A 14689-nucleotide genomic window follows, 5' to 3' on the forward strand; every position below is an offset into this window, starting at 1 on the left:
CCCCCGTACCGGCCACATCACGGGCGTGCGGGCCAAGCTGGGCGAGGAGAAGACCCCGGTCACGGAGCGCTGGCGCGGCGCGGGCGGCTGCGGCACGTCCAGCACGACCGGGATGCCCGAGGGCTCCTTGGCGCCGGTGAGGCGGGCCAGCTCCTCGTCGGAGGACTTGATCTGCGCGGTGCGCGGGGAGATCCCCGCGTCCGACATCAGGCGGGTCATGTCGCGCTTCTGGTCGGGCAGGACCAGCGTCACGACGCTGCCGGACTCGCCCGCGCGGGCGGTACGGCCGCCGCGGTGCAGGTAGTCCTTGTGGTCGACCGGCGGGTCCACGTTGACGACGAGGTCGAGGTCGTCGATGTGGATGCCGCGGGCGGCCACGTTGGTGGCGACGAGCGCGGTGACCTCGCCCGTCTTGAACCAGTCGAGGGTGCGGTTGCGCTGCGGCTGCGAGCGGCCGCCGTGCAGGCCGGAGGCGCGGACGCCGTCGGCGAGGAGCTTCTTGACCATGCGGTCGACCCCGCGCTTGGTGTCGACGAACATGATCACCCGGCCGTCGCGAGCGGCTATGCGCGTGGCCACGGCCTTCTTGTCGGTCTCGTCCATGACGTACAGGACGTGGTGCTCCATCGTGCTGACCGCACCGGCGGACGGGTCGACGGAGAAGGCGACCGGGTCGGTCAGGAACATCTTGACGAGCTTGTCGATGTTCTTGTCGAGGGTCGCCGAGAAGAGCATGGTCTGGCCCTCGGGCTGGACCTGCTTGAGCAGGGCGGTGACCTGCGGCATGAAGCCCATGTCGGTCATCTGGTCGGCCTCGTCGAGGACCGTGATGGCGACCTGCGAGAGGTCGGCGTCACCGCGGTCGATGAGGTCCTTGAGGCGGCCGGGGGTGGCGACGAGCACCTCGGCGCCGCGGCGCAGGAGGCCGACCTGCCGGTTGATCGACATGCCGCCGACGACGGTCGCGAGGCGCAGGTTCACGGACGTGGCGTACGGGGCCAGGGCGTCGGTGACCTGCTGCGCGAGCTCGCGGGTCGGTACGAGGACCAGCGCGAGGGGCTGCTTCGGCTCGGCTCGCCGGCCCGCGGTGCGGGCCAGCAGGGCCAGGCCGAAGGCCAGCGTCTTGCCGGAGCCGGTGCGGCCGCGGCCGAGCAGGTCACGGCCGACGAGGGAGTTCGGAAGGGTCGCCGCCTGGATGGGGAACGGCTCGGTGACGCCCTGGGCGGCGAGGGTCTTCAGCAGCGCCTCGGGCATGTCCATGTCCTCGAACGCGGCCACCGGCTCGAGGGCCGGGGTCTGCGGGACGGGCATGGTGAATTCTTGGGGCCTGGCCACGGGTGCGGACTTCTGCCGTCCCGCGCCAGCCTTCGGACGTCCCTGGGCCGCACCTCGACCCCGGGTGGGGCGGCGGCTGGGTCGTGCGGAGCTGGAGCTGGTCATGCGAGAAAGCCCTCCTGAAACCGGCAGGTACTGCTGAGAAATGCACAAACGGGTCGAAACAGCAGACAAGCCGGGGCCCGCACCTACTCGGTGCGGACCCCGGCGTGCTGACTGCCTTAGGCGGGGAGGATGTTCTCCGCCTGGGGGCCCTTCTGGCCCTGGGTGACGTCGAAGGACACGCGCTGGCCCTCGTTGAGCTCACGGAAGCCCTGGGTGGCGATGTTCGAGTAGTGGGCGAAGACGTCCGGGCCGCCACCGTCCTGCTCGATGAAGCCGAAGCCCTTTTCCGAGTTGAACCACTTCACGGTGCCAAGTGCCATTTTGAATCTCCTGAATAGGCGGCAAAGGGCCCCATCCGGAGATTCCGGCAAAACAATAAAAGCGCCTGTCGGAGCATTCCCGTCAGGCGCACATAAAGTTCATGGGTACCACAACTGCAACGAGATCTAAGCTAGCACACGTCCGCCGGGGAGTGTTGCGGCGCTCCTGTGACCTCCGTCGCGCGCGGCCCCACGCGCGCGCTTTCGCGCCCACGTGCGCGAGGGCCGCCCGGAGCCCCGGAAGCCTTGTCCCGCTTGAGCGACCGGGGTCCGCTCCCCGTCCGGGGGGCGGATCTCCACGCCGCGGCGGACCCGTTCGCTCCCGGCACGAAGATTCACCCGGACGGCGGAGCCGGGGGGCGTGTTCGGCCGGTGGGCCGCGCGTTCCCGGCCATGAGCGGCACCCCGCCCCGGCGCGCCCGCGCGGCGCAGCCGTTCCCCGGGAGGGCTGGCCTCGGGACGTTTGATCGAAAACAATGCGCCCATGACGACGACTCCCCGCTCCCGGGCCCGGTCCTTCGACAGCGCCGCCGCCCTCTACGGGCAGCACCGCCCGGGCTATCCCGAGGCGCTCTACGACACCGTCGAGGAGCTGGCCGGGCGCCGTTTCGCGGGGGCGCGGGTGGCCGACGTGGGGGCGGGGACCGGGATCGGGACGGCGCCGATGCGCGCCCGGGGAGCCGAGGTGCTGGCCGTCGAGCCCGGGGACGGGATGGCGGCGGAGTTCCGGCGCGGGCATCCGGACATCCCGGTCGTGCGCGGGGACGGGAACCGGCTGCCGCTGGCGGGTGCCGGGTTCGATTTCCTGACGTACGCGCAGGCCTGGCACTGGACCGATCCGGCCCTGTCGGTGCCGGAGGTCCGCCGGGTGCTGCGGCCGGGCGGGGCGCTGGCGATCTGGTGGAACGACCTGGACGAGTCGGTCGGCTGGGTCGCGGAGCAGGGCGGACGGATCCGCGCCTTCTTCGAGGCCGGCGGCGGCGCGGCCGGCCCGGTGGGCGGGACCGGCGGCGCGACCGTCGGCTTCCGCACGCTCCCGCGCGGCCTCGACTCCGGCTTCACCACGCGGTCCGTCCCCTGGTCCCGGCGGATCCCGCTGGAGGCGCACCTGGCGAACCTGGCCAGCCACTCCGCGTTCCTGATGCTGGGCGAGGCCGGGACCCGCAGATTCTTCGCGGCCGAGCGGGAGCGACTGCTTCCGCTCTTCGCGGGCGGAGTGGTGGAGGAGCCCTACGTGGTCACCGTCAGCGTGGCCGTCATGTGAGACCTGGTGCACGGCGGTCGTCGTCGTGCACACCGCCCCCCGCTGCGCCGTCTCCTGGCCAGTGCGCCCGCGCCCGCCCCTGAAGCACCGCCGCCCGGCACCGCGCGGGGGTCCCCCACGCGTCGCGCAGCGGGCGGGCCTTGCGCAGCCAGAGCGAGAGGTCGAGCTCTTCGGTGTAGCCGACGGCGCCGTGCAGCTGGAGCGCGGTCATGGCTGCCGCGTACGCCGCCTCGCCGGCCGTCAGCTTCGCCGCCGCGATCTCCGCGGGGTCGAGCGACAGCGCCGCCGCCCAGAGCAGCGGCCTGGCGAACTCCAGGCCGAGCAGGGTGTCGGCCAGCCGGTGCTTGACCGCCTGGAAGCCGCCGATCGGCGTGCCGAACTGGGTGCGCTGCTTGGCGTACTCCACCGTGCGCGCCAGGAGCGCCTCGCCGACGCCCAGGCTCTGGGCGGCCGTGAGCAGCCGGGCCCAGTGCCCGGCGGCGTCCGCCGCCGCGGTGACCGCCGGGCCGGCCGCGAGCAGCTCACCGCCGCCGTCCGGCAGGGTGAGGCGCCGGGCGGGGTCGGTGGAGGTCCGCGGCGGTGCGGTGGCGCCGGCCAGGCGCAGTTCCCCCGTCGGCGACACCGTGAAGAGGTGGGTGGCCGCGTCCGCGTCCAGGGCGTACGGGCCCCCGGCCGGCAGGGTCAGTGTGGCCGTGGTCTCTCCCGCGACCAGCCCGGGGAGGAAGCGTTTCGCCAGGGTCCGGTCGCCGAGCCGGGTGAGGAGGACGGTGGCGGTCGCGGTCTCCACGACCGGGCCCGGCACGCCGGCCCGGCCCAGTTCCACGAAGCCGAGCGCCTGTTCCACCGACAGCAGGCCCATGCCGTCGTGGGCCTCGTCCGCGGCGAGGGCGAACAGGCCGGTCCCGGCGAGGCGCGCCCAGAGCGCCCGGCCGGAGGTGTGGTCGCCCGTGGCCCAGGCCCGTACGGCGGCCGGGACGTGCGAGGCGCCGAGCAGGGCGCGCAGGGTGCGGGCGAAGTCGGTCTGTTCCTCCGTGAGCAGGAAGCGCATCAGCGGCGGCCCTTCGGGAGGCCGAGCAGCCGCTCGGCGATGATGTCGCGCTGGATTTCGTTGGTCCCGGCGTAGATGGGTCCGGCGAGCGAGAAGATCCACGGTTCGGCCCATGCGCCGTCGGCGAGCTCCGCGTCGGGGCCGAGCAGGTCGAGGGCGCTCTCGTGCAGGGCGATGTCGTACTGGGACCAGAACACCTTGTTCAGGCTGGACTCGGCGCCGATCGTCTCGCCGGCGGCGAAGCGCGAGGCGTTGGCCCAGGTGAACAGCTGGTAGGCGCGTGCCCCGACCACGGCGTCGGCGACCCGGTCGCGCAGCGCTGTGTCCGCCGGGTCCCCGGCGCTGCGCCACAGTCCTACGAGGCGGTCGGCGGAGGCGAGGAAGCGGCCGGGGGCGCGCAGGGTGAGCCCGCGCTCGTTGCCGGTGGTGGACATGGCGATCCGCCAGCCCTGGCCGGGCTCGCCGATCACGTCGGCGTCGGGCACGAAGACCTCGTCGAGGAAGAGCTCCGCGAAGGCGGGTTTGCCGTCGAGGCGGCCGATGGGGCGCACGGTGACCCCGGGGGCGCGCAGGTCGAACATCAGGTAGGTGAGTCCCTGGTGGGGCCGGGGGGCGTCGGGGTCGGTGCGGAAGATCCCGAAGGCGCGGTCGGCGAAGGCGGCCCGTGAGGACCAGGTCTTCTGTCCGGTCAGCAGCCAGCCGCCTTCGGTGCGCACGGCCCTGGAGGTGAGGGAGGCGAGGTCGGAGCCGGATTCCGGTTCGGACCAGGCCTGGGCCCAGATCACCTCGCCGCTCGCCATGGCGGGCAGGACGCGGGCGCGCTGGGCGTCGGTGGCGTGGTCGAAGAGGGTGGGGGCGAGGAGGTTGATGCCGTTCTGGGAGACCCGGCCGGGGGCGCCGGCGGCCCAGTACTCCTCCTCGAAGACCAGCCACCGTTCGATGTCGACGCCCCGGCCGCCGTAGCGCTCGGGCCAGGAGACCACCGCCCAGCGCTCCGCGTGCAGGAGCGCCTCCCATTCCCGGTGCGCGGCGAATCCCTCCTCGGTCTCCAGGGAGGGGAGGGGGGTGGCCGGCACGTGGGCGGCCAGCCAGGCGCGGGCCTCGGCCCGGAAGGCCTCCACGGCGGCCGAGTGGTTCAGGTCCATCAGGTGTTCGCCTCCTTCGTGGCGGCGGTGTGGCTGCCGCCGGGCGTTTCCGCCGCGGTCATGGACACGCTTCCCTAACAAGTGTTTGGTAGGTTAACGTACGGTCATGACCAGCGTCGAGGAGTTCCGTACCGGGGTTCGGAGCCGGCCACGGGCCCACCTCACCGGCGGGTCCGCCTTCCCCGGCGGCCGCGGCGGGCCGGGCCGGGAGCGCGAGGCCTTCGCCGGGCGGATCCGCCTCGGCCTTCCCGAGGAGGTACGGGCATGAACGCACCGCAGTACGTGGCCGGGCACGGGCTGCTGAAGGACCGTACGGCGGTCATCACCGCGGCCGCCGGGGCGGGGATCGGCGGGGCCACCGCCCGCAGGTTCCTGGAGGAGGGCGCCCGCGTCCTCATCAGCGATGCGCACGCCCGCCGCCTCAAGGAGAGCGAGGAGGCGCTGGCCGCGGAGTTCGGCGCCGGGCGCGTCACCTCCCTGCCCTGCGACGTCACCGACGAGGAGCAGGTCCAGGCGCTGTTCTCGCTCGCCGAGCAGACCTTCGGCGGCCTGGACGTCGTCGTGAACAACGCCGGTCTCGGCGGGACCGCGCACCTCGTCGACATGACCGACGACCAGTGGACCCGGGTCCTCGACGTGACCTTGAACGGCACCTTCCGCTGCACCCGCGCCGCACTGCGCTCGTTCCGGGCCGCGGGCACGGGACGCGGGGTCGTCGTCAACAACGCCTCCGTCATCGGCTGGCGCGCCCAGAGCGGGCAGGCGCACTACGCCGCCGCGAAGGCCGGGGTGATGGCGCTGACCCGCTGCGCGGCCCTGGAGGCGGCCGAGTTCGGCGTACGGATCAACGCGGTCGCGCCGAGCCTGGCCATGCACCCGCACCTGGTGAAGGTCACCAGCGAGGAACTGCTGCGCGAGCTGACGGACCGGGAGGCCTTCGGGCGGTACGCCGAGCCGTGGGAGGTCGCCAACGTCATCGTCTTCCTGGCCGGCGACTACTCGTCCTACATGACGGGCGAGACCGTCTCGGTCAGCAGTCAGCACGCCTAGGCCGGCGCCCGCGTATGACCAGAATGGGCACGTGCCAACGAACAAGCCGACAGCCAAGAAGAAGCCCCAGGTGACGGCGTCGCCCGAGCGCCGCCGCGAACTCCTCGACACCGCCGCCGAGGTCTTCGCCGCGCAGGGCTACAACGCCACCACCGTCCGCAAGATCGCCGACGCCGCCGGGATGCTCGCCGGCAGCCTCTACTACCACTTCGATTCCAAGGAATCGATGCTCGACGAGATCCTCTCCGCCTTCCTGACCGAGCTGTGGGAGGGGTACGACACCGTGCTCGCCGCCGGTCTCGGGCCCAGGGAGACCATCGAGGCCCTCGTCACCGAATCGTTCCGGGAGATCGACCGGCACCGCGCCGCCGTCGCCATCTACCAGAAGGAGTCCCGGCACCTCTCCGCCCAGCCCCGCTTCCACTACCTCTCGGACTCGCAGGTCAAGTTCGAGAAGGCGTGGCTGGGGACGCTGGAACGGGGGGTCGCCGCCGAGGTCTTCCGCGCCGACCTGGACATCCGCCTCACCTACCGCTTCGTACGCGACACGGTGTGGGTGGCGGCGTCCTGGTACCGGCCGGGCGGCCAGCACAGTCCCGAGGAGATCGCCCGCCAGTACCTGTCGATGGTGCTGGACGGCATCGCCACCCGCACGTGACCCCTGAGGAGTTCCGATGCCCGAGGCCTACATAGTCGAAGCGGTGCGCACCCCCGTGGGCCGGCGCAAGGGGGGCCTGTCCGAGGTCCACCCGGCCGACCTGGGGGCGCACGTCCTGAAGGCGCTCGTCGAGCGGTCCGGGATCGACCCGGCCGCCGTGGAGGACGTCGTGTTCGGCTGCCTCGACACGGTGGGGCCGCAGGCCGGCGACATCGCGCGGACGGCCTGGCTGGCGGCGGGACTCCCCGAGGAGGTCCCGGGCGTCACCATCGACCGCCAGTGCGGATCCTCCCAGCAGGCCGTGCACTTCGCGGCGCAGGGCGTGATGTCCGGAACGCAGGACCTGGTGGTCGCGGGCGGCACCCAGAACATGTCGATGATCCCCATCGCCTTCGCGTCCCGGCAGGCGGCGGAGCCGCTGGGCCTCACACAGGGGCCCTACCTGGGGTCGGCGGGCTGGCGGGCCCGGTACGGGGACTCCCCCGTCAACCAGTTCCACGGCGCACAGCTGATCGCGGAGAAGTGGGGGATCTCGCGGGAGGACATGGAGCGGTTCGCCCTGCGCTCCCACGAACGGGCGCTGCGCGCCATCGACGAGGGCCGCTTCGAGCGGGAGACCGTGCCGTACGGACCGGTGGCGACGGACGAGGGCCCGCGCCGGGACACCACGCTGGAGAAGATGGCGGGCCTCAAGCCGGTCGTGGAGGGCGGCACGATCACGGCGGCGGTCTCCTCCCAGGTGTCGGACGGTGCGGCGGCGATGCTCCTGGCGTCGGAGCGGGCGGTGCGGGAACACGGGCTGCGGCCGCGCGCCCGCATCCACCACCTGTCGGTCCGGGGCGAGGACCCCATCCGGATGCTGTCGGCGCCGATCCCGGCGACGGCCCACGCGCTGAAGAAGACCGGCATGTCCCTCTCGGACATCGACCTGGTCGAGATCAACGAGGCGTTCGCCCCGGTGGTCCTGGCCTGGCTGAAGGAGACGGGCGCGGACCCGGCGCGGGTGAACGTCAACGGCGGCGCGATCGCACTGGGCCACCCGCTGGGTGCGACGGGCGTCAAGCTGATGACGACGCTCCTGCACGAGCTGGAGCGCACGGGCGGCCGCTTCGGCCTCCAGACGATGTGCGAGGGCGGCGGCCAGGCCAACGTCACCATCATCGAGCGGCTGTAGCCCGGGGGCCGCACTCAGCGGCGCCGGCGCCGGGAGAGCCGGGTGAGGGAGACCGTCTGGGCCAGGACCAGGCCCGCGGTCAGCGCCTCCCAGTACACCGTCTCGTCCGTGCGCGGCGCGTGCGCGTCCCACGCGTGGCCTGCGGCCGGCGCGATCAGCAGCGCGCCGGCCGCGAGCAGGGTCCGGTGGACGAAGCCGGCGTCGGTGCCGTTCGGCAGTCCGGACGCGAAGGCGAACAGCACCAGTGTCACCGGCAGCCAGTGCGGCTGGTCGCCGCGCAGCAGCAGGGCGGCTGCGCACTCCGCGCCGAGGGCGAGGCAGTTGCGCGTCAGGGCCCCGGAGACCGATATCGACATGCACACATCATGCCGGGTCCCGTCCCGTCAGGACGTCGCGGCCCGCGAGGGCGGGCAGCGCGCGGGACCTCGGCACGATGCTCATCGGGTCGTCAGCCCGCCGTCGACCGTGAACTCCGCGCCGGTGATGTACGAGGACGCGTCCGAGCAGAGGAAGAGCACCAGCTCCCCGACCTCCTCGGGCCGGCCGATCCGGCCCAGGGGCACGTGCGACCAGTCCCGTCCCGCGACCGCCTCGCTGACCATGGGGGTGTCGATCGCCCCCGGATGCACCGAGTTGACCCGGATCCCGTCCCCCGCCAGGTCCAGCGCGGCCGACTTCGTCAGCCCGCGCAGCCCGAACTTGGTCGACCCGTACGCCGCGTGGCCCGGGATACCGGTCAGCCCGGCGGTGGAGGAGACGTTGACGACCGAGCCGCCTCCGCCGGCGCGCAGCACCGGGGCCAGCGCCTGGATGCCGAGGAAGGGACCGAGCAGGTTGACCCGGAGCAGGGCTTCGAAGTCCTCCAGGCGCTGGCGCTCCACGTGCGCCGTGCGCCACAGCGCCGCGTTGTTGACCAGCGCCGAGACGGTGCCGAAGGCCCGTACGGCCTCCTTCACGACCTCCGCCCAGCTGTCGGCCTCGGCCACGTCGTGGCGTACGTAGAGGCCCTGGTCGCCGAGCGACGCGGCGACCGAGCGGCCCTCCTCCTCCCGGACGTCGGTGATCACGACCCGCGCGCCGGCCTCCGCGCACAGCCGGGCACCGGCGGCGCCCTGGCCGCGTCCGGCGCCGGTGATGACGACGACCTTGCCGTCGAGGGAGACGGACACGGTTCAGCCCTCCAGCGCGCGCAGGGGCGGGATCCGGCCTCCGCCGGCGGTCCGTCCGGGGGCCGGGCCGACGAGCCGCACGTCGTGGAGCATCGAGGACTTCACGGAGGACCTCCCCGCCGCGCACGCGCACGGCACCTGGCGTTGGATTTCGAATAGGCATATGTCTAGCAGTCATGCTGGAGCGGGGGAAGAGGCCCCGCGAAGGCCGGTCGTAGACTGCGCTGCGTGGCAGACGACACGAACGACCGCCCGCTCCCCGCGACCAGCTGGGCGGTGCTCGGGCTGCTCTCCTTCGGGGAGGAGCTCTCCGGTTACGACCTGAAGAAGTGGTCGGACCGGTCGCTGCGGTTCTTCTACTGGAGCCCGTCCTTCAGTCAGATCTACAGCGAGCTCAAGCGGCTCGAGAAGGCCGGCTACGCCTCCTCGCGCCTGGTCGCCCAGGACACCGGCACGCGCGACAAGCGGGTGTACCGGATCACCGACGAGGGCATGGCGGCCGTACGGACCTGGGCGCGCGAGGCGACCGTCGACCCGCCGGTGCTCAAGCACGGGCCCATGCTGCGGCTCTGGCTCGGCCACCTGCTGGAGCCGGAGCAGATGCGCGAAGTCCTCGTGCGGCACCAGGAGTTCGCGGAGGGGATGCGGCGACGCGCCGTGGCCGACGCGGAGGGCGCGAAGGGAGAGACCGCGTGGGCCTACCCGGCGCTCACCCTCAAGTGGGCGGAGCGGTACTACGCCTCCGAACGCGACCTCGCGGGCGCCATGCTGGACGACATCGCGGAGCTGGAGAGCCGCCGCGGGGGCGCGGCGGGCTGAGGACCGACGACGGGCGGCCGGAGTCCGCAGTGGGGGCGGGGCGCACGGGCGGAGTTCCTCACGGGCCCCGGCCCGCCCGGCTGCCGTACCCTCGGGCCCATGACGGGCAGTGCGATAGATCTCCGCAAGGTCGAGGCGACCGCGCCGGCGCTGGTGAGCCTCTACAAGAGCGCCGGGGTCTCCTTGCGCAAACAGGGCCTGGAGGGCGGGCGCGCGGCGGTCTACCTGGTCCTGGACTACTCCGGATCGATGCGCCCGTACTACGAGGACGGCAGCGTGCAGGCCCTCGCGGACCGGGTGCTGGGGCTGTCGGCGCACCTGGACGACGACGCCCGCGTACCCGTCGTGTTCTTCTCCACGGACGTCGACGCGCTGGAGGAGATCTCCCTCGCCGCGCACGCGGGACGGGTCACCGCGATCGCCGCCGGGCTCGGCCACATGGGCAAGACGGCGTACCACGCGGCGATGGACGCGGTGATCGACCACTACCTCGACTCGGGTTCCGCCGCTCCGGCGCTCGTCGTCTTCCAGACGGACGGCGGCCCCGTCAACAAGCTCGCCGCCGAGCGGTACCTGTGCAAGGCGGCCCGGCTGCCGATGTTCTGGCAGTTCGTCGGCTTCGGGAACACGCGCAGTTCGCAGTTCGACTTCCTGCGCCGGCTCGACGAGCTCCCCGTCCCCGACAAGCGGCCGGTGGACAACGCGGGCTATTTCCACGCCGGTCAGGACCCGCGCGCCGTCGCGGACTCGGACCTGTACGACCAGTTGGTGGCGGAGTTCCCGACCTGGCTGGCGGCGGCCCGTGCGGCGGGCATCGTGCGCGCCTGATCCGCCCCGGTCGGTGCCCCGCGCTTTGATGGGCGTATGACGACGAACAACTGGGCCGCGTTCGAGACGGCCGAACCGGAATTCGCGGCGGCGGTGCGGGCGCGCTTCGCACAGTTCCCGCACCATGTCCTGGCGACCCTGCGCAAGGACGGCTCGCCGCGCGTGACCGGACTCAACGTCGAGATCCGCGGCGGCGAGCTGTGGCTGGGCATGATGCCGGGTTCGATGAAGGGGAAGGACCTGCGGCGCGACGCGCGCTTCGCCCTGCACACGAATCCGGGCGCGGGCGCGGCCATGCCCGACGGGGACGTACGGATCTCCGGGCGCGCGGTGGAGATCGTGGAACAGCCGGAGCTCCACCGGTACGCGGAGGAGGCTGAGGAGAACGACAGCCCGCACCCCTTCGACCTCTTCCGCGCCGATCTGACGGAGGTGGTCCACGTCGGCGTCGAGGGCGAGGACCTGGTGGTCCGCTCGTGGACCCCGGTCCGCGGCCTGCACACCGTCCGCCGGGGCAACGACGACGAGCCGGCCCGCGAGGACACCGCGGGCTAGGTTCTGTCCGCCGGGTCAGGCGCCGTCCGCGGACCCGCCGTCCCGCACGCCGTCCAGCGAGGCCGGCAGGCCGACCGCGGCCAGGAGTTCCATGGGGAGTTCCTTGTCGGCCTGGCCGAGGGCCAGGCCGAGCCAGCGGTCGCCGCCGGGGAGCGGCCAGGCGTGCATGCTCGTGGTCACCTGGCCGAGGGTGCGGAGCGGCTCGGGCACGTCGTCCCCGGCGTCGTCCCCGTACTCGTCCCCGCACCCGGCCCAGAGGTCCACGACGAGCGGATCGCCCCAGCGGGCGGTGCACACCGCGATCAGGGCGTCCAGGCAGGCGCTCAGCTCCGCGTCCACCTGCTCCCACACCTGCAGGTCCTCGGCGTCCCAGAAGTCCCGGCTCCGGTGCAGGACGCGGATCAGGTGGTCCGGGCCGCCGTCCCCGGTGGCGTCCTGGAACACCGTCTCGGAGAAGGGCCTCGTGGCGAGGCCGTCGATCAGCGGGAGGCAGGCCTCGGGGGTGGCGGGCGCGGCGGATCCGGAGTTCTTGCTGCTCATGGACGGGGAGCGTAGAAGACGGCACCGACAGCGGTGGCGCCGCCGGCGTCCGCCCCGTGTCCCACGGCACTAGTGCCGCGTCGGGCGGGTCCGCGGCAGGGCGGCGGGGTCGACGTCCACCCAGTTCCGGTCGATGTTGATCGTCACGTCCCCGTACGTGGCGTCGTGGTCGCCGCGGAACTGGTGGGCCCGGCGCGCCCCCGCCCACTGGCGGGTGCCCGCCGGCAGTCCGAGGTCGGCGTCGGCGACGGAGGCCGCCCCGTTCCAGCGGGCCACCCACAGCACGTCGGGCATGCTGTCCGGGGCCTGGTCGTAGTGGGCGCTCAGCGCCTTGACCCCGGAACTCGCCGCGACGTACGCGGCCGCGCGGTAGCCCAGTTCGTGCAGCCGGACCGTCCAGGCGGTGAGGTAGGCGACGACCGGGGCGTCCCAGGTCGCCCGGTCCGTGTAGTTCTCCAGGTCGTTGTAGAGGACCGTGTTCTCGGCCAGGCCCAGCGCGGTGGCCGCCTGGGCGGCGCCCTCGGCGGCGGCCCTGCCCTGGTCGTTGGCCTCGGAGGGGTCGGTGGAGAGTCCGGTGCCGGAGTTGTGCCAGGGCTGCGGGCCGACCCAGATCGGCATCAGGTGCCAGCCCGCGTCGATCTGCCGGGTCACCCATCCGGCGGTGAGCTGCGGCTGGGCGCAGGCGCGGGCGCGTCCGCCGATGTAGACGCCGACCGCGCCGAAGGGCGAGTCGGCCCGCCAGGCGTTCATGGCCCGCTGGGTGGGGGCGGTGCAGGCGTCGAACCCCTCGCCCCGGTAGGGCTCCTGGGCGGCCTTGCGGGGGCCGGGGCCGACGGAGACGGCCGGTTCCGCGGAGACCGGGGGCCGGGCAGGGCCGGGGCCCTGGACGGGCGGGGCCGTCAGCGATCGGGCCCGGACGAGTACTCCGCGTACGGCTTCGGGCGTGGCCCCGTAGGAGACGGTGGCCATCACCCCGGCGCGGCGCAGGGCGTAGCGGAGTTCGTTGCTGTCGCCCCGGACCTTCGGCAGGGGGGCGCCCTCGTCCGCGGGGACGGTCGGGATGTCGGCGCGCGGCGGCGCCCCGTCGAGGGGTTCCAGGTGCAGGGTGTCGGCGCGGGGGGCGACGGCGCGGGCGGCCCCGCAGTCACCCTGCGTGCCCGCGTGCCCGAGGTAGAGGGTGGGCAGGTCGAGGCGCAGGCAGGCCTCGGGGTTGCGGTCGAGGTCGACGACGCGCCAGTCGGCGGGGACGGTGAAGCGCAGACCGCGGTAGTCGACGGTGCGGCCTCCGGCACCGGGGCCGCCGGGGACGGGACGGCCGTCGGTCGTGCGGCCGTCGGTCGTGGCGGCGTAGGGGGTGGCGCGGCCGTCGGTCGTGGCGGGGTGGGGGGTGGTGCGGCCGTCGGCGGTCCCGAGCGGCAGGGGAGCGAGCAGCGCGGCGCCGAGCAGGCAGCTCAACAGCGTGTGGGAGGGCGGCATGTGACGTACTGGTACCAGAAGGCGGGGCCCCTCCTCCCCGGGGAGAGGTTCCGCCGCTGGCCCGTCCGGCCCAGCCGGGTATCCCCCGCTCCTGCTGGTCCGGGGAGGCGGGCAGCGCGACGATCCGCTCCGTGCCCGCCTCGTCCGTGAGCACGACGAGCGGGAACGGTCGCCGCGGAGGCCGGCTCCGTGGATCACCCGCACGAGTGAGGCGAGCTCGGCCCCGTCGATTCGGGCGGCGCGCTCGGCGGTCCGCAGCCGCTGGTCGCCGCCGGCCCTCGCGGGGGCGCGGCCCCTTCCCCGGCCCCTGGGCGCGGCGGCCCGCACCGGCGCCTCGAGCCGGCTCTCGGGCCTGAGCGCGGTCGTCCGGCGGGACGGGCCGGCGGAGCGGTGCGCACCCCCACGGCGCACCGGCCCCGCCCTGCCCCGCCGGCGGGCTTCCCCGAGGCCGCCGGCCCACTGACCCCGCCGGCCTCCCCGGCGTGGTCAGCAGTTCTTCGCGCCCGGCGGCGGCTTGAAGACCGCGTCCAGTACGCGGTCGGCGTCGACGTCGACCAGCGTCCAGTCCAGCGTGGAGTCCGTGCTCGGCAGGCTCAGGTGCTCCGGAAGCTCGCTCTCCGCGAGGTCCTGCCCCACGTACAGGACGGACAGTGTGCCGCCGCAGCCCGACGGCGGCGGGGGCACGCTCCCCCGGACCAGGCCGTCACCCGGGCCCACGGCGAGGGTGAGGGTGTCGATGGGGGCGTAGGTGAACTTGTAGCCGGCCGAGCTCGGCGACTTGGTCATGTCCACCCGGAAGTGACTGAGCTTCACCGGCACCGCCTCGCAGGGGCGCTGGGAGTTCCTGAGGCCCAGCCATACGCCGTTGTCCACCATGAAGAGGGCCGAGGAGTCCGAGGGGGCCGGTCGCTCGCTGCTGCGCAGCCCCTTGAGGTAGGCGGTCATCCCCTTCGTGTCCAGGCCCGTCGTGACCGTGCACGGCGTGGCGGGCAGGGAGAGCGGAGACGCCGACGGGGAGGCGGAGGGCGAGGCGGAGGCCGACGGGGACGGCGAGGCGGGCGGCAGGGACCTGAGGCTTCCCAAGCCCGAGCCGGAGCTCGAACAGCCGGCGAGGACGAGCACGGGGAGGGTCAGGAACGGAACGGCGAACACACGTAATCGGCGCATCGGGCCTCCACGTCAGGCGCGGCCGGGTCACTTCCG

The 14689-nt window shown here is 73.6% G+C and carries 17 protein-coding genes; 8 read left to right on the top strand and 9 right to left on the bottom strand.

The features are described from left to right. Both ABZY44_RS28855 and ABZY44_RS28860 read right to left on the bottom strand, forming a co-directional pair. A partial coding sequence (locus tag ABZY44_RS28855; RefSeq protein WP_356658832.1) for a DEAD/DEAH box helicase occupies window positions 1–1440 on the bottom strand: 1440 nt, incomplete at its 3' end. Between the two features lie 116 nt (window positions 1441–1556). Continuing rightward, a complete protein-coding gene (locus ABZY44_RS28860) occupies window positions 1557–1760 on the bottom strand; it encodes a cold-shock protein (RefSeq protein WP_112447913.1) in 204 nt (67 codons plus the stop codon). Between the two features lie 484 nt (window positions 1761–2244). Here ABZY44_RS28860 and ABZY44_RS28865 point away from each other — a divergent pair, with 484 nt between their 5' ends. Then, window positions 2245–3024, top strand: coding sequence for a class I SAM-dependent methyltransferase (locus tag ABZY44_RS28865; protein ID WP_356658834.1), 780 nt, complete (start codon window positions 2245–2247; stop codon window positions 3022–3024). Here the strand turns inward: ABZY44_RS28865 and ABZY44_RS28870 are convergent. Next, entirely contained in the window at window positions 3017–4072 is a 1056-nt protein-coding gene (locus ABZY44_RS28870; RefSeq protein WP_356658836.1) for an acyl-CoA dehydrogenase family protein, read from the bottom strand. The genes ABZY44_RS28865 and ABZY44_RS28870 overlap by 8 nt on opposite strands. Beyond that, window positions 4072–5217, bottom strand: a complete 1146-nt coding sequence (locus tag ABZY44_RS28875; protein WP_356658838.1) for an acyl-CoA dehydrogenase family protein — start codon at window positions 5215–5217, stop codon at window positions 4072–4074. The genes ABZY44_RS28870 and ABZY44_RS28875 overlap by 1 nt, the downstream gene beginning before the upstream one ends. Window positions 5218–5323: 106 nt before the next feature. On the opposite strand from ABZY44_RS28875, the gene ABZY44_RS28880 reads away from it, so the two are divergent. From ABZY44_RS28880 to ABZY44_RS28895, 4 genes are read left to right on the top strand one after another with little or no spacing between them, the layout of a single operon-like run. Then, window positions 5324–5485 (top strand): hypothetical protein, encoded by a 162-nt coding sequence (locus ABZY44_RS28880; protein ID WP_356658840.1) that lies wholly within the window; start codon window positions 5324–5326, stop codon window positions 5483–5485. Beyond that, window positions 5482–6267 carry an SDR family oxidoreductase gene (locus tag ABZY44_RS28885; protein ID WP_356658842.1) on the top strand — a complete coding sequence of 262 codons (786 nt, stop codon included), beginning with the start codon at window positions 5482–5484 and terminating at the stop codon, window positions 6265–6267. The genes ABZY44_RS28880 and ABZY44_RS28885 overlap by 4 nt, the downstream gene beginning before the upstream one ends. 31 nt (window positions 6268–6298) lie before the next feature. Then, a complete protein-coding gene (locus tag ABZY44_RS28890) occupies window positions 6299–6925 on the top strand; it encodes a TetR/AcrR family transcriptional regulator (RefSeq protein WP_356658844.1) in 627 nt (208 codons plus the stop codon). A gap of 16 nt (window positions 6926–6941) precedes the next feature. Next, window positions 6942–8099, top strand: coding sequence for an acetyl-CoA C-acetyltransferase (locus tag ABZY44_RS28895; protein WP_356658846.1), 1158 nt, complete (start codon window positions 6942–6944; stop codon window positions 8097–8099). A gap of 14 nt (window positions 8100–8113) precedes the next feature. Here the strand turns inward: ABZY44_RS28895 and ABZY44_RS28900 are convergent, their stop codons facing one another. Both ABZY44_RS28900 and ABZY44_RS28905 read right to left on the bottom strand, forming a co-directional pair. Next, the gene (locus ABZY44_RS28900) at window positions 8114–8455 is read right to left on the bottom strand and encodes a hypothetical protein (RefSeq protein ID WP_356658848.1); all 342 of its coding nucleotides are present in this window, start codon (window positions 8453–8455) and stop codon (window positions 8114–8116) included. An 81-nt stretch (window positions 8456–8536) separates the two neighbouring features. Then, a complete protein-coding gene (locus tag ABZY44_RS28905) occupies window positions 8537–9268 on the bottom strand; it encodes a glucose 1-dehydrogenase (RefSeq protein ID WP_356658850.1) in 732 nt (243 codons plus the stop codon). A gap of 228 nt (window positions 9269–9496) precedes the next feature. Here ABZY44_RS28905 and ABZY44_RS28910 point away from each other — a divergent pair, with 228 nt between their 5' ends. The 3 genes from ABZY44_RS28910 to ABZY44_RS28920 all read left to right on the top strand — a co-directional run bounded on the left by ABZY44_RS28910 (window position 9497) and on the right by ABZY44_RS28920 (window position 11470). Beyond that, window positions 9497–10087: a PadR family transcriptional regulator gene (locus tag ABZY44_RS28910; RefSeq protein ID WP_356658852.1), complete on the top strand. Its 591-nt coding sequence runs from the start codon at window positions 9497–9499 to the stop codon at window positions 10085–10087. Between the two features lie 99 nt (window positions 10088–10186). Continuing rightward, on the top strand, window positions 10187–10915 hold the full coding sequence (locus ABZY44_RS28915) for a VWA domain-containing protein (RefSeq protein WP_356658854.1): 729 nt from the start codon (window positions 10187–10189) through the stop codon (window positions 10913–10915). Window positions 10916–10951: 36 nt separating this feature from the next. Continuing rightward, window positions 10952–11470, top strand: coding sequence for a pyridoxamine 5'-phosphate oxidase family protein (locus ABZY44_RS28920; protein ID WP_356658856.1), 519 nt, complete (start codon window positions 10952–10954; stop codon window positions 11468–11470). 15 nt (window positions 11471–11485) lie between these two features. Here the strand turns inward: ABZY44_RS28920 and ABZY44_RS28925 are convergent, their stop codons facing one another. The 3 genes from ABZY44_RS28925 to ABZY44_RS28935 all read right to left on the bottom strand — a co-directional run bounded on the left by ABZY44_RS28925 (window position 11486) and on the right by ABZY44_RS28935 (window position 14653). After that, complete coding sequence (locus ABZY44_RS28925) at window positions 11486–12010, bottom strand: hypothetical protein (protein WP_356658858.1); 525 nt, start codon at window positions 12008–12010, stop codon at window positions 11486–11488. A gap of 69 nt (window positions 12011–12079) precedes the next feature. Then, window positions 12080–13486 carry a DUF1906 domain-containing protein gene (locus ABZY44_RS28930; RefSeq protein WP_356658860.1) on the bottom strand — a complete coding sequence of 469 codons (1407 nt, stop codon included), beginning with the start codon at window positions 13484–13486 and terminating at the stop codon, window positions 12080–12082. A gap of 486 nt (window positions 13487–13972) precedes the next feature. Next, window positions 13973–14653, bottom strand: a complete 681-nt coding sequence (locus ABZY44_RS28935; protein ID WP_356658862.1) for a hypothetical protein — start codon at window positions 14651–14653, stop codon at window positions 13973–13975. Between the last annotated feature and the right edge of the window lie 36 nt (window positions 14654–14689).

This window comes from Streptomyces sp. NPDC006544, assembly GCF_040611715.1.
Classification (GTDB): Bacteria; Actinomycetota; Actinomycetes; order Streptomycetales; family Streptomycetaceae; genus Streptomyces.